Raw genomic sequence first — 23,397 nt, forward strand, 5'->3', positions numbered from 1 at the left:
GCGACTTTTGAGGCGCGTTCCGAAGCATCGCGCAGACGATTCCGACTCTGCCGTGTATTCCGTCCGAATTGTCGTGTTCTGCCCCGGATAGGATGGGAAACGGTTCGAGATGCCAAAGATCAAGGGTTAGAATCGCCACACGAGAACTCGGGAGGAGTCCAGCATGCATCGCCGAATGCAATGTGTCTGGTCGGCTGCGCCGTTGGCGTGGGCGGCGTTTTGTCTTGGAATGGCCGCAATGTCGCCTGCTCAGGCGGCGCGCGTCGTGAGTGTCAGCCCGCAGGGTGAGGTCGCCAGTGTGAACCAGGTCGTCGTCAAGTTCGACGAAGCCATGGTGCCGGCGGGCGATCCGCGCGCAAGTGCACCGGCCACCGTTCGGTGTGCCGATACTTCGCTGACCGGCGACGGGCACTGGCTCGAACCCAAGATCTGGGTCTACGACTTCAAGGACGCGTTGCCGCCAGGCGCGAAGTGCTCCGTCGAGATGCGCAGCGGCCTGTCCGCCGTCTCGGGCACGGCACTCTCCGGCACTACACGTTACGCATTCAATACCGGCGGCCCGGCTGTCTCGTCGATTCGTCCGTCCTACGGTCCCATCGACGAAAACCAGATTTTCATCCTCACGCTCAATGGCGAGGTGCAGCCTGCCAGTGTTCGACAGAACGCCTGGTGCGAGACGGAAGATGTGGGGGAGCGTATCGGTGTGAAATGGATCGATGGCGACACGCGTACCGCGTTGCTCAAACGGTTCAATCTCGACAAGCAGTCGGCACGTGTCGTCATGCTGCAATGCAATCGCACGCTCGCCGCCGGTGCCAAGATGCATCTGGTCTGGGGGGCGGGCATTACTACGCCGTCGGGGGTGGCGACCCGGCAGGCGCGCCGCTTCGAGTACGAAGTGCGTCAGCCATTTACCGCCAGCTTCAGTTGCGAGCGCGAGAATGCGAATGCACCATGCACGCCGTTGCGTCCGCTGCGTCTGACGTTCAACTCGCCGGTCGCGCGCGATATGGCGGCCAAGATCCGCGTGCAAGGCGCGGGGGCCGAGCGTTCCCCGAAATTCAGCGATTCGGATCGTTCGTCCAGTGTGAGCGTTGTCACGTTCGAGGCGCCGTTCCCGGAAAAGGCCGAACTGACCATTTCGCTGCCGAAGGGCTTCACGGACGACAGTGGCCGTGCGCTCGAGAACGCCAGCGAATTCCCCTTGAAGACGAAGACGGCGACGATGCCGCCGCTGGCCAAGTTTGCGGCTGCGCCGTTCGGGATCGTGGAGCGTTTTGCCGAGCCAGGCATGCCGCCGATGTTGCCGGTCACGCTGCGTAAAGTCGAGCCGGCGCTGCAGATCAACGGGCTGGGTGTTGCGGGCGAGGCGGCCAAATCAACCAACGCGGCCAAGCCGGGTGAGAACGGCCGCACCTTGCAACTACGCGTGGACGACGATGCCGAGGTCATGACGTGGATGACACGCGTGCGTCGCTTCGACGAAACGACGATGACGCGCAAGCAGATCGCGCAGGAGATGCCGTCGATACTCACCGCGCCTGCCGCGAAGGAGACGTTCGGCCCCAACGCAGCGGCCATCGTCGAGGAGAAAGTCACGCGCTATGACTCGCGTAGCCTGTCGTTGCTTTCCGGCTTGCCGGGGGTGCAGGCGTTGACGTTGCCTGTGCCCAAGGAGACCGACCCGCGTCCGTTCGAGGTGGTCGGCATTCCGTTCCAGAAGCCCGGCTTCTATGTCGTGGAGCTGGCGTCCCCGTCGCTGGGGGCGGCGCTGCTCGGCAAGTCGCTGCCGATGTACGTGCGTACCACGGTGCTGGTCACCAATCTCGGCGTGCATTTCAAGATGGGGCGCGAGAACGCCGTCGCCTGGGTGACAACGCTCGACAAAGGCCAACCCGTCGCGAATGCGAAGGTGCGGGTGCTCGATTGCGACGGCAGCGAAGTTGCCACCGCCGTAACGGACAAGACCGGCGTGGCAAAGATCGACAAGGCGTTCGAGCAATACCGGTATTGCGAGAAGACGTCCCGTTCCGGGTACTTCGTGGTTGCCCGTACGCAGGGGAACGATCCCGATATGGCGTTCGTGTCGTCGGATTGGAATCGCGGCATTGAGCCGTGGCGTTTCCATGTGCCGACCGATGGCGGCAACAGCCCCACAGTGCGTGCGCAGACGGTGTTCGATCGCATGCTGTTCCGCGTCGGCGAGACGGTGTCGATGAAGCATTTCATTCGTCAGGAGACGATGCAGGGTCTGGCGTTGCCCGCGAGCCTGCCGTCGCAACTGACGATCACGCATGAGGGGTCCGGGCAGACTTACACGCAGCCGATCAAGTGGCGCAACGGGCGGCTGGCGGAGAGCACCTTCCAGATCCCGCAAGGCGCGAAGCTCGGCGAGTATGCGGTGACGCTGGATTACACGGATACCGATGCGCGTCCGAAGACCTATCCGGCATCGCTCGATGCGGGGCGTTTCCGTGTCGAAGCCTTCCGGTTGCCGGTACTTGCCGGTTCGATCGGGGTACGCGACGCGGCAAAGTCGCCGCTCATCAACAAGACCGAAGCCCCGGTGAACGTGCAGGTGAACTATGTGGCCGGCGGCCCGGCGGGCAACTTGCCCGTGCGTGTCTCGGCGCTCCTGCGCGTGCGCGATCTGACGTTCGACGGATACGACGATTTCAGCTTCACGCCGTATCGTCCGCCGTCCGCACAGTCGGGGGCCGATGACGACGACCAGGGCAATGACGAAAGTTCGGGTTCGAGCGATCAGAAGCTGGTGGCCGACAAACAACGGCTGGTGCTCGACCGCAATGGGGCGGGCAGCCTGACGCTCAAGGATCTGCCGAAGGTCGATCGTCCGAGCGATCTGGTGCTCGAAGCGAGCTTTGCCGATCCCAACGGCGAGATTCAGACCCTTCGCGGCAACGCCACCTTGTGGCCGGCCAATCTGATCACCGGTGTGCGCAGCGAAAGCTGGGTATCGGTGACGAACAAACTGCCGGTCAAGGCGCTGGCGCTCGACCTGCAGGGTAAGCCGAAAGCGGGCGTGGCGATGGATGTGCGCGCCGAGGCGCGCATCACAACCAGCAGCCGCAAGCGCATGGTGGGTGGCTTCTACGCGTACGACAACCGCACCGAGGTCAAGGATCTCGGCACGGTATGCAGCGGCAAGACGGATGAGCGTGGCCAGTTGTCATGCGACGTCTCGCTTTCCCAGCCCGGCGAAATCACGCTGGTTGCGCAGGCGAAAGACGACAAGGGCAACCTGAGCACGTCGACAACCGGCGTATGGGTGACGGGCCGGGGCGAAGTCTGGTTCGGCGGCGATAACACCGACCGGATGGACGTGTTGCCGGAGCGCCGTGCCTACGAGCCGGGCGAGACGGCCAAGTTGCAGGTGCGCATGCCATTCCGCTCGGCCACTGCGCTCGTGGCCATCGAGCGTGAAGGCGTGCTGGAGACGCGCACGATGGAGATTTCGGGCAAAGACCCAAACATCTCCCTCAAGGTCGATCCGACGTGGGGCCCCAACGTCTATGTGTCGGTGCTGGCGGTGCGGGGCCGAATTCACGAAGTGCCCTGGTATTCGTTCTTCCAATGGGGCTGGAAGCAGCCTCTGGAGTGGTTTCGGGCCTTCTGGTACGAGGGGCGTGAGTATCAGGCGCCGACGGGACTCGTGGATCTGGGCAAACCGGCCTATCGCTTCGGCTTGACCGAGTTGCGGGTGGGCACGGCCGGGCAGCGGCTGGCGGTGGAGGTGAAGCCCGATGCCGCCACTTACCCGGTGCGCGGGCATGCCAAGGTGCGCATCAAGGTGACGCAGCCGGACGGCAAGCCGGTCGCCGCCGGCTCTGAAGTGGCAGTGGCGGCGGTCGACGAAGCGCTTCTGGAGCTGGCGCCGAATACCAGTTGGAACCTGCTCGATGCCATGTGGCAGCGTCGCAGCTACAGCGTGACCACCGCGACGGCGCAGATGGAAATCATCGGCCGTCGTCACTACGGTCGCAAAGCGGTCCCGGCAGGTGGCGGCGGGGGCAAGAGTCCGACGCGCGAGCTGTTCGACACGCTGTTGCTCTGGCAGCCGCGCGTGGTGCTCGACGATAAGGGCGAAGCGACGGTAGACGTGCCGCTCAACGACTCCTTGTCGAGCTTCCGCATCGTGGCAGTGGCCGACGACGGTAAGCCCGGCACGCAGGCGCTCGGCTGGTTCGGCACCGGTTCTGCCACGATTCGCTCCACGCAGGACCTGCAACTGATCTCCGGGTTGCCGCCGCTGGTGCGTGAAGGCGACAACTACCGAGCGCAGTTCACCGTTCGCAATACGACCCAACACGCCATGCAGGTGCAGTTGACCGCGCGAGCGACGCAACTGACGCTGGCCCCGCAACGTATCGACGTTCCTGCTGGGGAGTCGCGTGAAGTGGCGTGGGAAGTGAGCGCACCGGCAGGGCTGGCGGATACGCGTGCGCAACGGCTGTTGTGGGAGGTCAGCGCGCAGGCGCCGGCGGCCGGTGGCGCCCCCGCGGCGAACGATGCGATCAAGGTGGGACAGGACATTCAGCCGTCGTTGCCCGCGAGCGTGCAGCAGTCGGTGCTCACGCAGGTCGAAGGCAGCCTCACGCTGCCCATGGCGCCGCCCGCTGGCGCGGTGGCCGACAGTACGGGCAAGCTGCGCGGTGGGGTTCGCATCAGCATGCAGCCGCGTTTGTCGCAGGGACTGCCGGGGGTGACGCGCTGGTTCGAGTTGTATCCGTACGCTTGCCTGGAACAACAGGCATCCAAGGCACTCGGTTTGCGCGACGTTGCGCAATGGAAGCGGGTGATGGGCACGTTGCCGTCCTATCTGGATGAAGACGGCCTGGCGAGCTACTTCCCCCCGCAAGACGGGTTTGCCAATCAGGGCAGCGATACGTTGACCGCTTATCTGCTGGCAATGAGCAACGAGGCGAAGGCGCTGGATCCGGCGTATGTCCTGCCGGACGACGCTCTGGCTCGCATGGAAGATGGTCTGACGGCGTTCGTGGAAGGGCGTCTCACGCGCCGCTTCTGGGCACCGCGTGACGACCTGACCTTGCGCAAGCTCAGTGCCATCGAGGCCCTGTCGCGTTACGGTCGCGCCAACGCCCGCATGCTGAGCTCGCTCACCATCGCACCGAACGACTGGCCGACCTCTGCGGTAATCGACTGGTATGCGATCCTGCAACGCCTGCCCGATGCGCCACAGCGTGCCGAGCGCATGGCGCAGGCCGAGCAGATCCTGCGGGCGCGTCTGTCGTATCAAGGCACACGCGTGGGCTTCTCGACGCAGGGCACCGACGGTCTCTGGTGGCTCATGGTCGGTCCGGAAACCAACGCGGCGCGATTGGCGTTGCTGATGAATGCGAACCCGGCATGGAAGGACGAGATGCCGCGCCTCGTGATCGGGCTGCTGGGCCTGCAATCGCGTGGCGCGTGGTCGACGACGACGGCCAACGTCTGGGGCGGCCTGGCCGTGGATCGCTTCTCGGCGCGTTTCGAGCGCGATACCCCGACGGGGCAGACCACGATCCAGTGGCAGCGCGACAACCAGACGAACGGTGGGGTGCAGAGCGTCGATTGGGACAAACTCAAGGCAGGCGCCGTGCCGCCCGCCGTTTCGCTGCCGTGGCTGAGCAACGCCGCTACCGGAACGGACAACGCGCGCGACGTGTTGCGTCTTGAGCAGACCGGTGTCGGCAAGCCTTGGGCGACGATCCAGAGTCTGGCGGCCGTTCCGCTCAAGGCGCCGTTTGCGGCGGGCTACCGCGTGACGCGCAGCGTCCAGGTGCAGGACGCTGCGGATCGCTCGGGCGATAGCTTCGTACGGGGGGCCGTGCTGCGGGTGCGTCTCGACATCGATGCGCAGGCCGATATGCGCTGGGTCGTGGTGAGCGATCCGCTGCCCGGCGGTGCGACGGTGCTGGGGGGCGGCCTCGGACGCGACTCGGCCATTGCTACACAGGGTGAGAAGAGCGAAGGTGCCATGCCCGCGTTCGAGGAGCGCGCACAGGACGCTTACCGCGCGTACTACGACTATCTGCCGAAGGGGCAGCATCGGATCGAGTACACCGTGCGCCTGAACAACGTCGGCAAGTTCGCGACACCGCCTACGCGCGTCGAAGCCATGTACGAACCGGCGATGTATGGCGAGACCCCGAATGCACCGGTGCAAGTGGTGCCCGCAAAGCCATGACGAACGGGAGCCGGACTGACATGACGTTGAACTTCTTTGCGCCGGCGGCCGCGCTGCCGCGAGAGGCGCGCCGCTTCTGGTGGCTCGCCGCCGTGGCAGGGGCGGCCTACGCCATTGCGTTGCGTGGCGCACCGTATGCGGATCAGGCTGTCGCGAAAGTCCTGTTGTGTGCGCTGTTGCTGTTCGCGGCGTTGTATCACCGGGTGCCGCGTGAGCGCGTGTGGTTGTGCGCGGCGCTGATTTTCTCGGGGGCGGGCGACGTCCTGCTTGCGATTCCGACGATGGCGCAAGGCTTCGTGCTGGGACTCGGCGCCTTTCTGTTGGCGCACCTTGCCTACTTTGTACTGTTCTGGCGGGTGCGTCGTCCCTGGGCGAAGGTGCCCGGCTGGCATCGGGTCGCCATTGTGCTGGTGTGGGTCGCGGCGGCGCTGTCGTATGTGATGTATTGGCCCGGCATGGGCGAGCTCAAGGCACCCGTGGCGTGTTACGTCGTCGTGCTCGCCATGATGGCCTCGGCGGCGCTGCTGGCCGAACTGCGAGGCGAATGGGCTGCCGTGGGGGCGCTGCTGTTCACCGTATCGGACGCCCTCATCGGCACCACGCGATTCGTCGGCACGATTCCCGCACAGGAGTACGCCATCTGGATTCTCTACGCGCTCGCGCAATTGCTGCTGGTGGCGGGAATCATGGCGGTGCGTACGCCACGGGTGTCGCAAGCGCCGCAGGGAAAGCCTGCAGCTACCGACGCATGAGGCATGAAAAGGGATGAGGCGCATGTTTGTAGTGCCTGATGGCCGACGTAGGGTTCGATGTGGGGGCTGCCTTAGGGGCGTTGCGCGTCGGGGGGTGCTGAGCGTCGCGTTGGCGCTTGGTTGGCTTCAGGCGTCTGCGCCCGCGCAAGCGGCACCGTCGTTCGACGAGGTGCGTCAGGACTGGCGCGCGTCTGACTGGATTCTGCTGGATCGTCGCGGTGAGCCCTTGCAGCGCTTGCGCGCCGACATGCAGGCGCAACGGGGCGACTGGGTGACGCTCGCCGACGTATCGCCTGCGTTCCGCCAGGCGCTGATCGTCTCCGAAGACAAGCGTTTCTACGAGCACAGCGGGGTCGATTGGCGTGGCGTGGCCGCTGCCGCGTGGGGCAATCTCTGGCATTCGCGCACGCGCGGCGCGTCAACGTTGACGATGCAATTGGCCGGGCTGCTCGACGACGATCTGCGCCCGAGCGCCCGCAATCGCTCGGTGACGCAAAAGATCGGTCAGGCGGCAACGGCGGTGTGGCTGGAGCAGCGCTGGCGCAAGGACCAGATTCTTGAGGCGTATCTGAACCTCGTCCCGTTTCGTGGTGAGCTCGTGGGCATTTCGGCCGTCTCGCAGACGCTCTTCGGCAAACTACCCGTCGGGCTCGATGCCCGCGAGTCGGCACTGGCCGTGGCGCTCCTGCGCGCGCCCAATGCGCCGGCCGCGCGAGTTTCGCAGCGCGCCTGCGGCATCTTGCGCGATATGGGACAAGCGGCCGATTGCAATGGGTTGGACGGCTATACGCAGCTCGTGTTTTCGCGTCCGGCGAGCGTGATGACGACGCGTGACGCTGTCAATCTCGCGCCGCATTTTGCCCGGCGCGTCTTCACCGAAAGCCGTCCTCCAGCGGGTACGCGCATTACCAGCACGCTCGATGCGAATCTTCAGCGCGTGGCGGTCACCACGCTTGAGCAGACACTCCGGGAGCTAAGCGTGCCGGGTCGCTCGCGCAATGTGCAGGATGGGGCGATTGTCGTGATCGATAACGCCAGTGGCGACATCCTCGCGTGGGTCGGCTCTTCGGGGGCGTTGTCGTCGGCGGCACAGGTGGACGGCGTGACGTCGTTGCGTCAGGCCGGCTCCACGCTCAAGCCGTTTCTTTATGCGCAGGCGATTGCCGAGCACCGGCTGACGGCCGCGTCGCTCCTGGACGATTCGCCCATCGACTTGCCCACGGGGGGCGGTCTGTACATTCCGCAGAACTACGATCGTCACTTCAAGGGATGGGTCAGTGCGCGCACGGCGCTGGGCTCGTCGCTGAATGTGCCCGCCGTGCGTACGCTCGTGATGGTCACGCCGCGCCGGTTCGCGCAGACGCTCGTTTCGCTTGGGTTGCCGCTTACCCAAAGCGGCGATTACTACGGCTTCAGCCTCGCGCTTGGCAGCGCCGACGTCACGCTGCTCTCGCTCACGAATGCCTATCGCGCATTGGCCAACGGCGGCACTGCCAGTGGGGTCAATGCGCGCATTCCCGATCGCATGCCGCAGACGCCGCGCACACGGGGAACGGACGCATCGAAGGCCAGCGCGAAGGACAGCGTGCGCGACGTCGCACACGTGTCCGTCTTCTCGCCTCAGGTGAGCTTCATCGTGTCGGACATGATCGCCGATCGTCAGGCGCGCACGCGAACATTCGGCCTCGACAGTCCGCTCTCCACACGCTATTGGACGGCCGTGAAAACGGGCACCAGCAAGGATATGCGCGACAACTGGGCCGTGGGGTACTCGCGACGCTACACCGTCGGTGTCTGGGTGGGTAACGCGGATGGCGCGCCGATGTGGGACGTCTCGGGTGTGTCCGGTGCAGCGCCGATCTGGCATCGGGTGATGGACTATCTGCATCGCCGCACCGCGAGCCTGCCGCCTGCCGCGCCGCCGGGGCTCGAACATGTCGCAGTGCAGTATGCGGAGCACGTCGAACCGGCGCGCGAAGAGTGGTTTCTTCCCGGTACGTCGCAGAGCACGATTGCCTTGTCGGCCCTCGCGACGAAGGCGCCGAGCGGACCGCTCTGGCGTATCGCCGGGCCGACCGACGGCACCATCGTCGCACTCGATCCGGACATTCCGCCAGCGAACCAGCGCCTGTGGTTTCAGGTCGCCGCCGCATGGCCCAAAGGGGCGGCGTGGCGGCTCGACGGCAAGCCGCTCTCGGGCTCTGCACGCGTGGGGTGGTTGCCGTGGCCGGGACGTCACACGCTTGAGCTTGTCGACGCCTCCGGTACGGTTCGCGACAGTGTGCGTTTCGAGGTACGCGGTGCGACGGTCAACGACGGCAAGCGCATGCGCAATGCGAGCCGCTGAGCGCATGTGCGCGCCGTCTCTTCCGTATGTCGTGGGTGCGACACCGCGAAATGTCCCCAATAATTTTTGATGCGGCAGACGCGTTCCCGCGATGCGCGTTACACTGAATCAAGACTTGGCAAAGCGTGACGCGATGTGATGGCGACGAGTGCGAACTCCGTGGCTGGTGGCGCACGCCTCGAAGCGGAGACATATCGATGATCACGCTGAATGCGCAGCAGACCGCGCAGTTGCTGCCGTATCCCCAACTGGCCGATGGTATCGAGGCCATGCTCATGGAAATGCGCTCGGGCACCGCGCGCGCGCCTGAGCGTCTGCATTTTCCCCTCACTGAACCTGAGCGCGGCCGCCGAACTGGCGTGCTGCTGGTGATGCCAGCCGTCAATCGCGACGTGGCGATGACCAAGCACATCACCGTTCATCCCGAGAATTGCCGGGCGGGCAAACCGTCCATCATCGGCGAAGTGATGGTGTTCGATCCGCATACGGGCGAGCGTCAGATGTTGCTCGACGGACCGACGGTGACGGGGCGCCGCACGGCGGCAGTCACGTTGTTCGCCGCCCGGAAATTTGCGCCTCGCCCGAAGGGACCTGTGCTGATCGTGGGCGCGGGTGTGCAGGCGAGGGCGCATCTGGAGGCGTTCGCCGCGGGGATGGGCACGCGCCACTTCATGATCTTTTCCCGCAGTCCGGAGCGTGCTCACGCGTTGGCAGACCACGCGGCGACGCTCGGCGTGGAGGCGACGGTGGTCAACGCCATCGAGCCGGTACTCAGCACCGTGAGCATTGTGATTACGGCGACGACCAGCAGCGAACCGGTGCTGCCCGACAGCGACACGATGCGCTGGCGTGACGATATTTTCGTGGCGGGCGTCGGCGCATTCCGCCCGGACATGCGCGAGCTGCCGCCGCAGTTGTGCCGCGACGCGGCCGTGCGCGGCACGCTGGTGGTCGACACATGGGAGGTCAAGCACGAGGCCGGCGATCTGTTGCATGCCGCCATCGATTGGGGCCGCGCCGCGCCGCTGATGGACGCGATCATCACCCCCGATCGTTTCCGATCGAGCGGGCCGGTGCTCTTCAAGAGCGTTGGCTACGCCTTGTGGGATCTCGCTGCGGTGCTGTGCGCACGTGCGAATCTGGCGAAGGACGGTGTGCCGGCGCCTTGAGGCGCTGTCCGGCGCTGTCCAGCGTTGTCTGTCACCGGTGACGTGGATCGCGCCGACGCGTGATCCACTCGCCCAGTGACGTACTCATTTTCTTATTCACTCAACGGCTCATTTCCTTACGCCGGCAACGCGAAAGGCACGCCTGCGCTCACGCCCGTCAGCGTCGGGTAACCCGGCGCCGTCTCGGGCGTGATTACGTGCACCGGCAGACCCAGCGTCGTCTCGATCAGATCGGCGCGCATGACGTCGCGCGGCGCACCCGTCGCGAGAATGCGGCCATTGGCGAGCAGCGCCATGCGGTCGGCGTGACGTGCGGCGAGATTGATGTCGTGCACGATCGCCATTGCCCCGAATCCCCATGACTTCGCAAGCTCGCGCGTGAGCGACAGCAGATGATGCTGATGCGCGAGATCAAGCGCCGCCGTCGGTTCGTCGAGCAGCAAATAACGCGGTACCGACGGTGCTGGCGCGCTGTCATCGGGCCACAACTGCGCGAGCACCCGTGCAAACTGCACGCGCGCCCATTCGCCGCCCGAGAGGGTCATCACGTCGCGATGGATCAGCGCCAACGCGCCCGCCTGTTCAAGCGCGAGCGTCGCGATTTCCGTGTCGCGCATGCCGGATTTCGGGAACGGCAGACGCCCCATCGTCACGATCTCAAGGGCACTGAACGGGAACGACAACTGCGCCGTCTGCGGCAGCACGGCACGCAGACGCGCAAGCGCCGCGCTCGAATATTGGGAGAGCAGCGCGCCGTTGAGCGTGATGGCGCCGCTCGTGTGCGTGCGCGGCGGCAGCGGCTCCCCGGCCAGCGCTTTGAGCAGGGTGCTCTTGCCCGCGCCGTTTCGGCCGAGCAGCACCAGCAATTCGCCGGGACGGATGTCGAGCGACAGGCCGTCGAGTACGGGCACACCGGTCGAACCGGCGTGGGCAATCGTGAGGTCGTATGCACTGAGCATGGCGATGTCCTGGTGTCGTCAATCGGCGGGCAACGCCGTTACAGCCCGAATTGCCCACGGCGTCGCCACAGCAGCATGAGGAAGAAGGGCGCGCCGAGCAGCGCGGTCAGAATGCCCAGTGGCAACTCGGCCGGGGCCACCCACGTGCGGGCGACGAGGTCGGCGAGCAGCGTCAGGATCGCGCCGAAGAGCGCCGCCGCGGGCAGCACGGCGCGCGGATCGGGGCCGACCACCAGACGCACGATGTGCGGCGCAATCAGGCCGATGAACCCGATCATGCCGCTCGACGCCACCAACGCGCCCACGCACAGCGCGCACGACACCATCACGCGCCGCTTGACCGACTGCACCGCGACACCGAGGTGCAGCGCTTCGGCTTCGCCCAGCAACAACGCATTGAGCGAACGGCATTGGGTGGCGAGCGCGGCGATTCCCAGCGCGACGGGCCACACGATCACCGCGAGCATCGACCATTGCGCGCCGCCAAGACTGCCGAGCGTCCAGAAGGTGAGCGTACGCAGTTGAGTGTCGTTGGCGAGGTAGGTCAGCAAGCCGATGGCGGCACCGGAGACGGCATTGATTGCGATACCCGCGAGCAACAGCAGCGGCAGCGCGAGACGCCCCCGTCCGGCAGCCAGACGGTAGACGAGCGCGGTCACGCCGAGCGCGCCGACGAACGCCGCCACCGGCAGCATCCACAGGCCGAGCGACGCCGCGAGTGCCGCGGGCAGCAACACGCCGCCCAGCACGATCACACCGGCCGCGCCCAACGCGGCACCGCTGGCCACGCCGATCAGTCCTGGGTCGGCCAGCGGATTGCGGAAGAGCGCCTGCAATGCGGCCCCGGCCGCGCCGAAACCGGCACCCACCAGAATGCCGAGCACGATTCGCGGCAGACGGATTTGCAGCATCACGTTGCGCGCCTGATCCTGCGCGAAGTCGCCCGTCGCCCCCCGGAACAGCGCCAGGATGGCTTCGCCGGGGGCGATGCGATACGCACCGCCGCACAGGGCGGCGAGGATTGCCACGGCCAGCAATCCGACGAGCACCGTCATGACAAGCCATCTCGGCGGACGGCGGCGTACACCGCCGGTATGGCCCGCCGGACCCGGCATGGTGGTGGTGGCCGAGGCGTTGGACGTCTCAGACCGGCTGGACGGCAACGGCTTCGGAATCGGGGGAGCGGCTGACATGGCTTCGTTGACTGGCGAATGGCGGATTTCGGGACGACCCCGGCGCAGGTGACGTTACGAAGACATTCGCAACGTCACCCAACGCGTTGGGGACGTATTCAGGTAGCGTGCACGCGCTGTGCGAGATCGGCGACCGCCTGCGGCAGACGCGGGCCGAAACCGAGCAGATACAACGCGTCGAAACTGACCACGCGTTTCGCGCGTCCGGCAGGTGTGTTCGCCAGTCCCGGCTGGGCGAGCAGCGTGGCTGCCGGATCGACCGGCGACGGCCCCGTCGTGGTCGTGAGCAACACGTCGGGCTGTGCGGCCACGGCGGCCTCCGCTGTGAGCGGACGGTATCCGGTGAATCCGCGCAGTGCGTTATCGGCACCGGCGTACGCGAGCATCGCTTCGGCCGCCGTGTCCTGTCCGGCGACCATCACCTGATTGCCCGTATGGCCAAGGATGAACAGCACGCGCGGGCGTTTCTGCGCGCCGTACCGTTCGTCGACCTGCGAGCGAACGCGCGTCCAGTCGGTGGTGAAGCGGCCCGCAACGCGCGCACCGTCGTCGTTCACCTTCAGCGCCGCCGCGACCCCGCGAATGTTCTCGCGCACCAGCTCGGCGGTGTAACCGTGCTTGAAGTGCTGCACGGGCACGCCCGCCGCTTCGATCTGCGAGAGCACGTTGGGCGGGCCGGCTTCCGCGCCGGCGAGCAGCAGATCGGGATGCAAAGACAGCACGCCCTCGGCCGACAACGTGCGCAAATAGCCGATCTTGGGCAGCTTCGTGGCCGCCTCCGGATACAGGCTGGTCAGATCGTTGGCGATCACGCGGTTCTGCGCGCCGAGCGCGTAGACGATCTCGGTGAGCGCGCCGCCCGCGACAATCACCCGTTTGGGGCCGTCTTTCCCGGGCGCGGCGGCCGTCGCAGCATGGGCAAGCGACGCCGGAAGCGCACCGAGCCAGGAGAGCGCCCCGAGCGAGGCCCCCCCGGTCAGCCAGGCACGACGCGAAGCGCCGCGCGCGTCGAATGACGAGTTCACTCCGATGCCTCCACAACGCCTTGCGTGCCTTGCACGCGCACCAGCGTCTCGCGCCAGTCTTCGCGTTCGGCCTGACCCGGCTTGCGGGCGCCGAAGAACATGGCGATCACCATACCCTCGGCGTCGAGCAGTTCGAGCGACGAGACAATGCCATCGGCGGTTGGCTTGCGCACGACCCATGCGGTGTCGACGAGGTCTTCGCGCAAATGCAGGTTGAAGTCCGGATCGAGGACGTTGACCCACGGGCCCATCACGCGAATGGTCTTCACCGGACCGGTGTGAATCTGGAGCATGCCCGCGTTGCCGACGAACACCATGATCGGCAGATCGGTGCCTGCGGCGTCGTCGAGCAGCGTGCGTACGGCGCTCGCCGGCACGCGCTGTGCGTGACCCTCGGGCGCGAGGCGCAGGGCTTGGGCACGCGACACGCCATAGCGCTTGAGCAATTCGAAGAACTCGTGCGTGTCGGTCATGGCGAGCCAGTCGCGCTGGAAGGCGGCCACGTCGATGTCGGCATCGGGCGTCTCCGCCTTCGGGGCGTGGGCAGGCGCGACATGCTCGCCCGGCGTCTGATCGTCTGCACGGAAGCGGGCGACGAGAGCGTCATACGCGGCCACGTCGCTGTGCTCGCGCAGGAACATCTTGTGCACGGCGGTGCCGGACTTGTCGAAGAACTGGAGCGAGCGGCGCAGGCCGTTTTCCGTCGGCGTTTCGACGGCGTAGCCGAAAGCCCACTGGTGATAGAAGATGCGCAGGTCGAGTTCCTTGCCCAGACCGAGGCCGACGGTGCCGTCGTGCGAGAGCTTCTCGTACGGGCCGTCTTTTTCATGGACGGCAGCGGCGTTGCGCGTGAGCGCCATGACACGGCCCAGCGCGGGCAGCGATTCGACGATCTCGATGAACTCCGGACGCAGACGCACGACGTTCTCGCCGACAAAAGCCGCGACCGTCTCGCCTTCGGAGACACCGATTGCGGCGGCGGCGTCGCGATCGCGCAGTTTCTGTTCGGTCTTCACTCGTTGGAATTCGCTGCGCAGACGGGTGACGTCGGCGAGGGCGGGGAATGCCGGGCGGGCGGTGGAGGTGGCGTTTTGAGCGTTCATCATGCGATTCCTTGATTGCGTGTTTGCTGGCATTGGCTGGCATGCGCCGGCGGGCGAAACGGCATGCGCGCCGGCGCGGTTCTGACGATCGATCCGAAGATCAGTACTGAAGCTTCAGGCTCACAGCCACGCTGCGGCCCGGTGCCGAATAGGCATCCTTCACGGTCGAGTTCTCGGCAATGTTGCGAACGTCCGACCAGTTCCAGTACTTGCGGTCGAATACGTTGTAGATACCGGCGTACACCGTGGCGTTCTTGTTGATGTGATAGCCACCCGACAGGTCGAGCACGATCGACGACGGCGGCGCCCAGCAGTTCTGGTTCTGCTGCATGCCCGACGTGCAGGACTTCGCGATCTGGCTCTGGGACTTGGCGGCCTGGAACAGCAGGTCGGCCTGAGCGAACCACGTGCTGTTCGGCTCGTAGCGCACACCGACGACCATCGAGAACGGGTTGATGGTGTTGAGCGGCTGGCTCGGTGCGCCGTCATCTTCCGTCGTGCCGTGGGTATATGCCATGGCGGTGCGCAACGTCACGCCACCTTTGAGCGCCCACGCGGCGCGGCCTTCCCAGCCTTGAATATTGGCGCGGCTGAAGTTCACGTATTGGAAGATGAGCGGATCGTTCGGGCGGCCCGAACCACGGATGTTCTGCTGCGAAATGAAGTTGCGATACTTGCCCGCAAACACGGCGGTGCTGTATGTGACCGGGCCGAGCGTGGTGGCCAGACGTCCGCGCAGACCCAGCTCGACCGTGTCGCTCGTCTCGGGCTTGAGGTTCGGGTTCGCGATCGACATGTAGCCGTAAAGCGGATTCGAGAACCCATTGTTGACCTGATCGGGCGTTGGCGTGCGGAAGCCGCGTGCGTATTGCACGTACGGAATCAGCGACGGCGCGATCTCGTACATGAGCGCCAGGCGCGGCGAGAACGCGGAGTCGTTCGAGGACGTTGGTTGCGCAGAGGCGCCGTTGGCCGACTGCGAGACGTACAGCGGATCGTTCTGCTTCGGGGTGAGCCAGTAGGCGTCGTAGCGGATACCCGGCGTCACCGTGAGCGCGCCGTAACGGATCTCGTCCTGCAAATAGGCGCCGAAGAGCGTGTAGTCGGTATCCGGGAAGGCCTTGTTCGGGAACGACTCGCCCGCGCCCGGCACCGTGCCGTTGCGGTAGCCGGTCACGTATGCGAGGCTCGCGTCGGTGCCGTACACCAGCTTGTGCGTGAGCGGACCGGTGGCGAAGTTGCTCTCCGCCTGCAACGAGCCGCCGACGGTGCGCTCCTTGTACGTGTTGTCACGCGTGCGATCGGGCAACGTACGCATCTCGTACGAATACTGGCTGTTCTTCGCGTCCTGGAAGTACAGCAGGGCGTGGGCGTTCTGGATGTACGACTGCGAGGCGTCGTTGAAGTCGTAATCGAGGCTGACACGATTGCGCTCGAGACGATCGCTCGTGTGCAGCCCCAGCGTCGTTGGCGGGTTCACGGCGGACAGGACATCCGAGTCCACGCGACGGCGCACGGTCTCGCCAGTGAGCTTGAACGTCGAGAAGGGCGTTGCCTTGAAGACGAGCTTGCCGAGCACGGAGTCGCCGTTGCTGTCCTGCGGGTTCGCCGTCGTGCGCGCGGTGCTCGCCGTATTGTTGCTGCCCTTGCCGTCGAGCTCGTGGCCCTTGTTGCCGTCGACGATCACCATGCCCTGCCACTGCTCGCCGCCCCACGCTGCTTGCGCGGTCGTGCCGAAGCTGCGGTCATTCGAGTTGTAGTACGGACGCAGCGAGAAGTAGGTCGACTTGCCGAACACGTCGAGCAGGTCTTGCGGATCTTTGGTGAGGAAGTTGACGACGCCGGTCAGGCCGTCGCTGCCGTACAGCGACGAGGCCGGGCCACGCAGGATTTCAATGCGGCGCAGCAGGTCCATGCTCGCATAGTCGCCGCGACCGGCTTCGAGCGGGCCGAACGAGTACGAGGAGGGCATGCGGATGCCGTCCTCGAAGATGGCAACGCGGTTGCCTTCGAGGCCGCGGATGTTGATGCTCGAATTGCCGTCGCGACCACCGCCTTGTGCGGCTGAGGTTGGGCGATACGCCGAGCGGCGCACGGTGACGCCGGGCTCGTAGCGTAGCGCTTCCTTGATGTCTTGCGCCTGCTGTTCTTCGAGATCCTGATCGGTGATGACCGAAATGGACGCTGGTGTGCGTTCCGCTTCGGTGGGGGTGCGCGTCGCCGTCACGTTCACCTCTCGCAGATTGGCTTCGGCGAGCTGTACCTTGGCGACGGGCGATGCCTGCGCGACCTGCAGGGTCTGGGTGGACTGGCCGGGCGCGGCGGACTGCGCCGAACCCTCGGCCGGCGCCTGTTGCGCGAACGCGGCAGGCAACCAGAACGCGGCAAACACCGCGCCGGCGAGCGGGTGCAGACGCCGACGTGGCTCGCACGCACGCTGGCGTTGCGAGGCTTCGGTCCGGGCGCCATGCGTGGCGCGATTCGAACCGTTGGCGCCGAAATTCCGATCACTCCGGCGCGTGGATATGACAAATGCGCGGCCCCCGCCGCTCGACGACTGCTTCACTACTGGCTCCCAGTGCAAAAGACCCCGTTGCTGGCTGGCAAGCGCTCGTGGCAATCGGCGTGTGGCGGCGTCATCGATGACGCTTGACTACACGCTGGCAGGCGCGGCTGGCGAAAAAATCTCACGCCACCCGGCCGTAGAAGTTCGGCCTTGAGACGAAGAGCTTGAAATTGGTGCTAAATGAGAATCATTTGCATTTTTAGCGGAGAACGTCCGTTAGGTCAAGTGGCGCTGTCTCGTAAAGTCAACAATTGGGAAGAGACTGATAGCTTCCAGCGTCACCTCACGCTTGCCGTCGTCGCCTCGATCGGCAGGCTCGTGTCGAATTTGATTTCGCGCAGCACGACGCTCGTCTTCACGTTGGCTACGGCGGGCAGACGGAAGATGTGTTCGTGCAGGAACGCGTCGTAGGCCTTGATGTCCGGCGCCACGATCTTGAGGATGTAATCGGCCTCGCCCGTGGTGCTGTAGCACTCGGTGACTTCCGGGCACGTACGGATTTCGCGCTCGAACTGTTCCGTGCCGCCTTCCGTGTGGCGCGTGAGCTGAACGTGGGCGAGTGCGCATACGTGCAGGCCGAGCTTTTCGCGATCGAGCAGCACCGTGTAGCGCTGGATCACGCCGTCTTTCTCCATGTCCTTGATGCGTCGCCAGCAAGGCGTTGCCGACAGACCGACCTTTTCGGCCAGTTCCTGGGACGAGCGGCGCGAGTCGATCTGCAAAAGTCGCAATATCTCTCGGGCAAAATTATCGAGTAATTCCATTTCCAAAAATCGCCTTTTTCGAAATGAATGTTTCTTATTGTGCGCTAAACGGGGTGAAATAGTAAAAATCTTTCTCCTGCCTCCCCATACACTGCTTCCATAACCGATGCGTGGCCGCACTATGCGCAAACGCGTCGAGACGAACAGAACAAATGCCCCCGAAGCACACCCGGCGCATCGATACATCGATTCGACCGGCCGGCGAGGGGGATCAGGAGATACCCAATGAATGCCCCCATGCGCGCCGCGCTTGCGTCGCCCACGGCCAATCCCCTGGCCCATCCCGACTACCAGCTCTCCGACGCCCTCACCGCACGACGTGGTCAGATCTTCCTGACCGGTACGCAGGCGCTGGTCCGTATCCTGCTCATGCAGCGCCAGCTCGACGCCGAGCGCGGCCTGAACACGGCCGGCTTCATCAGCGGGTATCGCGGCTCGCCGCTCGGTGGCGTGGACCAGCAGTTGTGGAAGGCGAAGAAGTTGCTCGACGCGGCGAACGTCAAGTTCCTGCCGGCGATCAACGAAGAGTTGGGCGGCACGGCCGTCATGGGGACGCAACGGGTGGAAGCCGATCCGGAGCGGACCGTCGAAGGCGTGTTCGGCATGTGGTACGGCAAGGGGCCGGGCGTGGATCGTGCGGGCGATGCGCTCAAGCACGGCAACGCGTATGGCGCGTCGCGCCACGGCGGCGTGCTCGTGGTGGCGGGTGACGATCATGGCTGCGTGTCGTCGTCGATGCCGCATCAGAGCGACTTCACGATGATGTCGTGGAGCATGCCGGTGCTCAACCCGGCCGACATCGGCGAGCTCGTCGAATTCGGTCTCTACGGCTACGCGCTTTCGCGTTTTTCCGGCGCATGGGCCGGCCTCAAGGCCATCTCCGAGACGGTCGAGTCGCGCGGCACCGTGGACCTCGACAAGATCCGCACCGACTGGGCCGAACCGCTCGATTACGTGAGCCCCGCGGGCGGATTGCATAACCGCTGGCCCGATCTGCCGAGTCTGGCGCTCGAAGCGCGTCTGGCAGACAAGCTCGACGCCGTGCGTGCCTTCTCGCGCGTGAACAGCATCGACAAGTGGATCGCCCCGGCGCCCGAAGCGGACATCGGCATTGTGACGTGCGGCAAGGCGCATCTCGACCTGATGGAGACGCTGCGCCGCCTGGACATTACCGTCGACGATCTTGCGGCTGCCGGTGTGCGCATCTACAAGGTGGGGCTGTCGTTCCCGCTGGATATGTCGCGTCTGGACGCCTTCGTCGCAGGGCTGAAGGAAATTCTCGTGATCGAGGAGAAGGGCCCGGTCGTCGAGCAGCAGATCAAGCAATACCTGTACAACCGCACCACGGGCACGCGCCCGGTCGTGCTCGGCAAGACCGACGCCGAAGGCCATGCGCTGCTCTCCGCGCTAGGCGAACTGCGTCCGTCGCGCGTGCTGCCGGTGTTCGCCGAGTGGCTGGCGAAGCACCGTCCGGCGCTGGATCGTCGCGAGCGCGTGGTCGATCTCGTCGCGCACGAGATTCTGTCGAACGCGGCCGACGGTGTGCGTCGTGTGCCGTATTTCTGCTCGGGTTGTCCGCACAATACGTCGACGAAGGTGCCGGAGGGTTCCATCGCGCAGGCGGGGATCGGCTGTCACTTCATGGCGTCGTGGATGGATCGCGACACCACCGGGCTGATTCAGATGGGCGGCGAGGGCGTGGACTGGGCGGCGCATTCGCACTTTACCAAGCGCCCGCACGTCTTCCAGAATCTGGGCGACGGCACGTACTTCCATTCGGGGTTGCTGGCGATTCGTCAAGCGGTGGCGTCGAAGGCGAACATCACCTACAAGATCCTCTACAACGATGCCGTCGCGATGACCGGCGGTCAGCCTGTCGACGGTTCGATTTCCGTGCCGCAGATCGCGCGTCAGGTGGAAGCCGAAGGCATTGCGAAACTCGTCGTGGTGAGCGACGAGCCGGAGAAGTACATCGGTCACGAAGGGCAGTTCCCGAAGGGCACGACGTTCCATCACCGCAGCGAACTCGACGCCGTGCAGCGCGAGTTGCGCGAGATCGCCGGTACGACCGTGCTCATCTACGATCAGACGTGCGCGGCCGAGAAGCGTCGTCGTCGCAAAAAGAATGAATTCCCGAATCCGGATCGCCGCCTGTTCATCAACGAAGCCGTTTGCGAAGGCTGCGGCGACTGCGGTGTGGCGTCGAACTGTCTGTCGGTCGAGCCGGTGGAAACGGCGATGGGGCGCAAGCGTCGCATCGATCAGTCGTCGTGCAACAAGGACTTCTCCTGCGTGAACGGCTTCTGCCCGAGCTTCGTGTCGGTCAAGGGCGCGCAGTTGAAGAAGGCGCTCGCCGCCGCGTTCGATCAGGCCGCTTTCGAAGGACGTCTGAATGCGCTGCCGCAACCGGTCGCGCTCGCGGGCGATGCGCCGTTCGACATCATGGTCACTGGCGTGGGCGGCACTGGCGTGGTGACGATCGGTGCGCTCATCACCATGGCGGCACACCTCGAAGGCAAGAGTGCTTCGGTGCTCGACTTCATGGGTTTCGCGCAGAAGGGCGGGGCGGTGTTGTCGTTCGTGCGTTTTGCGAACACGCCGCAGGCGCTCAATCAGGTGCGCATCGACACGCAGCAGGCCGACGTGCTGCTCGCATGCGACATGGTCGTGGGGGCGAGCGCCGACGCGTTGCAGACCGTGCGTCGCGACCGCACGCGTGTGGTCGTCAACACGCACGCGATTCCGAACGCAACGTTCGTGCAGAACCCCGATGCGAATCTGCATTCGGACGCGCTGCTCGCAAAGATGCGTCATGCGGCTGGCAACGACAAGCTCGACGCGTGCGACGCGCAGGCGCTCGCGCAGCGCTTCCTCGGCGACACGATGGGCTCGAACATCATCATGCTCGGCTACGCGTGGCAGTTGGGGCTGGTGCCGGTGTCGCTGAATGCATTGCAGCGCGCCATCGAGCTGAACAACGTTGCGGTGCCGATGAACCATTTGGCCCTCGCCATCGGCCGTCTCGCCGCAGGCGACCCCGCCGCGTTGACGGAGACGACGGCCAAAGCGGCGCATGCCCCGTTGCATGCGCCGGTTGCCGACGACATGACGTTCGACGCGCTCGTCGCGCATCGCATGGACTTGCTCACGCAATATCAAAGCGCGGCGTATGCGTCGCAGTTCGCCGCGTTCGTGAAGCGGGTAGCCGACGCGGAGACGCGTGTGGCCGGCGCGCCGGGACGTCTGGCGCGCGCGGTGGCGCAGCAGCTTTCGCGTCTGATGGCGTACAAGGACGAGTACGAAGTGGCGCGTCTGTATGCGCAAACGGCGTTCACCGACGCGTTGGGTGAGACCTTCGAAGGCAAGCCGGGCAGCGACTTCCGTCTCGAGTTCCACATGGCCCCGCCGCTGATCGCGCGCGGCAAGAACGGTGCCGCACCGAAGAAGGTGACTATCGGGCCGTGGCTGTGGCCGGTGCTGCGCGGCATGTCGAAGCTGCGGGGCTTGCGCGGCGGTGCACTCGACGTCTTCGGTTACACGCTGGAGCGTCGTATGGAGCGTCAGTTGATCGCGGACTATCGCGCAACGCTCGAACGCGCGCTGGCGGCACTCTCGGCCGACACGCTGGCGGACGTGATCGCTCTGGCCGAAACCCCGGCAAAGATTCGCGGCTACGGTCATGTGAAGCTGGCGAATCTGGCGATGGCCAAGCGCATCGAAGCGACGCTCGCGGGTCGCCTCGGTATCACCCCCGCCACGGGCGACGCCGTCGAACAGGCCCTCGCGCATGCACGCAGCAGCGGCAAATCGCTCAAGGGCATTCCGGTGGTGACGAGCCGCTAAGCGAGAGAAAGAGAGAAAGGCCTTTCGCCGGAAGGCGGAGCGTGACGGACCCGACGACGGTGGCGCAGGCGTTAACCACGCACTACGCCCCGTCGTTTTCTTTTGCGTGTTCGCACTGGAATTTCACCTGCCTCACGCGGGCTGTGCAACCGGAACCACACGGGCGAACAGGCCGAGGCTAATGGCGCTTGCGCCCGCGCACAGAAAGACGAACTCGATGCTGGTGACGTTCGACAGCGCGCCGCCGATGAGCGGTGCGACGATCATCAGCAGCAATTGAAGGCTTCTGCCGGTGGATGTGACCGTCCCCAATGCGTCGCGTGGGCAGTATCGTTGAAATGAAAGCATCATTAGCATGACCCCGATGCCGTACCCCAGCCCGTTGCCGACCCAAAGCGCGAGCATGACGATCAGTGGGATGTGAACCTTTGCGTAGACCAGCATCGCGGGCGTGAGCACCGTGATACCGAACAGCAGTGACGACATCGCCAGCAGGTGGGTGGGGGACCAACGTCTTACCGCCATTTTGAACCCAAACGTGCCCAGAATGGCGCCTGCGGCTGTACATCCCACAATGCTGCCGAACGTGCCGTCCGGATAGCCTCGCGCTTTCAGAAAGAGAGCGAGCAGCGCGTCGTAAAAGCCGAGAACGAAGGCCTGACAAAGCGTGACGACGAATACGCGTCGTAGAAGGGCATGGCCTTTCAGCACCGAGTGGAAGACCGCCCAAACCGGGCGTGCGGGAGCCGTCGTTGTCATGGGTTTGCGTTCGGGTATGCGCAGGCGGGGCAATAGCAGGATGCCGGCGAGACTCAGGGCCGCTGAGATGGCGAACCCCGGAAGATGCCACGTTGCGAGCAAGGCGGCTGCAAGCGGGGCAATCAACTTGGCCATCTGATCGATCAGCGTGATTTTGCTGGCGTTCCCCGGTAAGGCATCGTTCGCCAACAAGCGACGAAACAATTGTTGTTCTGCCGGACCCGGTATGAGATTCGCGAAGCCTTTCAGCGCGACGCAGAAAAGAAAAATGGCGAGGGTGGGAGCCCGCCAGAGCGCCAACGCCGCCGCAGCGCGAATCAGGTAGCTCCAACGCAACATTAGCCATGGGCACTTGCGATCCACCAGCGCGCCGACCCAGGGCCCGGCGAGCACGCCGGGAACGCCATAGAAGGTCATGGCAAATCCAATGACGATCGCGTCGACGTTCCAGCGAAATGCGAGACTTTCAAAAATCAGGGTGAAGTCAATCCACAGGATCGCCGCGCCGACGGCGCGAGACGAAGAGAAGAGTGTTGCTCGCCGATCGAAAATGATTGTCTGCCGAATCGTTGGTGATTGGATGCCCATATCTCCATCGCCAATTGCTTTCACGCGTTTTCCCCGCATCTCCTCCCATCCGCTGATGGCAATTACATCGGGAGCGGAGCGCACTTCCTCCAACGCATTCACAATGGAAGAGCGGTCAAGC

Annotated in this window: 12 protein-coding genes; 5 read left to right on the forward strand and 7 right to left on the reverse strand. The window is 65.0% G+C overall.

The window, feature by feature from the left end; translation table 11 throughout:
* Positions 1-163 precede the first annotated feature (163 nt).
* From ACIPHM_RS20390 to ACIPHM_RS20405, 4 genes are all read left to right on the forward strand, one after another.
* Positions 164-6,208 (forward strand): alpha-2-macroglobulin family protein, encoded by a 6,045-nt coding sequence (locus tag ACIPHM_RS20390; protein WP_400332170.1) that lies wholly within the window; start codon positions 164-166, stop codon positions 6,206-6,208.
* Between the two features lie 20 nt (positions 6,209-6,228).
* Positions 6,229-6,960 (forward strand): lysoplasmalogenase, encoded by a 732-nt coding sequence (locus ACIPHM_RS20395; protein WP_400332173.1) that lies wholly within the window; start codon positions 6,229-6,231, stop codon positions 6,958-6,960.
* A 22-nt stretch (positions 6,961-6,982) separates the two neighbouring features.
* The gene (pbpC, locus tag ACIPHM_RS20400; protein ID WP_400332176.1) at positions 6,983-9,307 is read left to right on the forward strand and encodes a penicillin-binding protein 1C; all 2,325 of its coding nucleotides are present in this window, start codon (positions 6,983-6,985) and stop codon (positions 9,305-9,307) included.
* A 197-nt stretch (positions 9,308-9,504) separates the two neighbouring features.
* Positions 9,505-10,476 carry a delta(1)-pyrroline-2-carboxylate reductase family protein gene (locus ACIPHM_RS20405; RefSeq protein WP_400332179.1) on the forward strand — a complete coding sequence of 324 codons (972 nt, stop codon included), beginning with the start codon at positions 9,505-9,507 and terminating at the stop codon, positions 10,474-10,476.
* A gap of 116 nt (positions 10,477-10,592) precedes the next feature.
* On the opposite strand, the gene ACIPHM_RS20410 is transcribed toward ACIPHM_RS20405, so the two are convergent.
* From ACIPHM_RS20410 to ACIPHM_RS20435, 6 genes are all read right to left on the reverse strand, one after another.
* The gene (locus tag ACIPHM_RS20410; protein WP_400332182.1) at positions 10,593-11,435 is read right to left on the reverse strand and encodes a heme ABC transporter ATP-binding protein; all 843 of its coding nucleotides are present in this window, start codon (positions 11,433-11,435) and stop codon (positions 10,593-10,595) included.
* 38 nt (positions 11,436-11,473) lie between these two features.
* Positions 11,474-12,628 carry a FecCD family ABC transporter permease gene (locus ACIPHM_RS20415; protein ID WP_400332185.1) on the reverse strand — a complete coding sequence of 385 codons (1,155 nt, stop codon included), beginning with the start codon at positions 12,626-12,628 and terminating at the stop codon, positions 11,474-11,476.
* Positions 12,629-12,726: 98 nt separating this feature from the next.
* On the reverse strand, positions 12,727-13,653 hold the full coding sequence (locus ACIPHM_RS20420; RefSeq protein WP_400332187.1) for a hemin ABC transporter substrate-binding protein: 927 nt from the start codon (positions 13,651-13,653) through the stop codon (positions 12,727-12,729).
* The gene (locus ACIPHM_RS20425; RefSeq protein ID WP_400332190.1) at positions 13,650-14,759 is read right to left on the reverse strand and encodes a hemin-degrading factor; all 1,110 of its coding nucleotides are present in this window, start codon (positions 14,757-14,759) and stop codon (positions 13,650-13,652) included. Before ACIPHM_RS20425 ends, ACIPHM_RS20420 begins: the two co-directional genes overlap by 4 nt.
* A 97-nt stretch (positions 14,760-14,856) precedes the next feature.
* The gene (locus ACIPHM_RS20430) at positions 14,857-17,169 is read right to left on the reverse strand and encodes a TonB-dependent hemoglobin/transferrin/lactoferrin family receptor (RefSeq protein WP_400332499.1); all 2,313 of its coding nucleotides are present in this window, start codon (positions 17,167-17,169) and stop codon (positions 14,857-14,859) included.
* 431 nt (positions 17,170-17,600) lie between these two features.
* Entirely contained in the window at positions 17,601-18,086 is a 486-nt protein-coding gene (locus ACIPHM_RS20435; RefSeq protein WP_400332193.1) for an Lrp/AsnC family transcriptional regulator, read from the reverse strand.
* A gap of 225 nt (positions 18,087-18,311) precedes the next feature.
* On the opposite strand from ACIPHM_RS20435, the gene ACIPHM_RS20440 reads away from it, so the two are divergent.
* The gene (locus tag ACIPHM_RS20440) at positions 18,312-21,929 is read left to right on the forward strand and encodes an indolepyruvate ferredoxin oxidoreductase family protein (RefSeq protein ID WP_400332196.1); all 3,618 of its coding nucleotides are present in this window, start codon (positions 18,312-18,314) and stop codon (positions 21,927-21,929) included.
* A gap of 132 nt (positions 21,930-22,061) precedes the next feature.
* Here the strand turns inward: ACIPHM_RS20440 and ACIPHM_RS20445 are convergent, their stop codons facing one another.
* On the reverse strand, positions 22,062-23,300 hold the full coding sequence (locus ACIPHM_RS20445; protein ID WP_400332199.1) for an MFS transporter: 1,239 nt from the start codon (positions 23,298-23,300) through the stop codon (positions 22,062-22,064).
* Positions 23,301-23,397: the final 97 nt, after the last annotated feature.

The organism is Pandoraea sp. NPDC087047, assembly GCF_044745225.1.
Lineage (GTDB): Bacteria > Pseudomonadota > Gammaproteobacteria > Burkholderiales > Burkholderiaceae > Pandoraea.

Excerpts from the sequence above, each read along its gene's own strand:
- ACIPHM_RS20435 (WP_400332193.1), bottom strand. The coding sequence starts at position 18,086 with ATGGAATTACTCGATAATTTTGCCCGAGAGATATTGCGACTTTTGCAG.
- ACIPHM_RS20390 (WP_400332170.1), top strand. The coding sequence starts at position 164 with ATGCATCGCCGAATGCAATGTGTCTGGTCGGCTGCGCCGTTGGCGTGG.
- ACIPHM_RS20395 (WP_400332173.1), top strand. The coding sequence starts at position 6,229 with ATGACGTTGAACTTCTTTGCGCCGGCGGCCGCGCTGCCGCGAGAGGCG.
- ACIPHM_RS20425 (WP_400332190.1), bottom strand. The coding sequence starts at position 14,759 with ATGATGAACGCTCAAAACGCCACCTCCACCGCCCGCCCGGCATTCCCC.
- ACIPHM_RS20410 (WP_400332182.1), bottom strand. The coding sequence starts at position 11,435 with ATGCTCAGTGCATACGACCTCACGATTGCCCACGCCGGTTCGACCGGT.
- ACIPHM_RS20440 (WP_400332196.1), top strand. The coding sequence starts at position 18,312 with ATGAATGCCCCCATGCGCGCCGCGCTTGCGTCGCCCACGGCCAATCCC.
- ACIPHM_RS20405 (WP_400332179.1), top strand. The coding sequence starts at position 9,505 with ATGATCACGCTGAATGCGCAGCAGACCGCGCAGTTGCTGCCGTATCCC.
- pbpC (WP_400332176.1), top strand. The coding sequence starts at position 6,983 with ATGTTTGTAGTGCCTGATGGCCGACGTAGGGTTCGATGTGGGGGCTGC.
- ACIPHM_RS20415 (WP_400332185.1), bottom strand. The coding sequence starts at position 12,628 with ATGTCAGCCGCTCCCCCGATTCCGAAGCCGTTGCCGTCCAGCCGGTCT.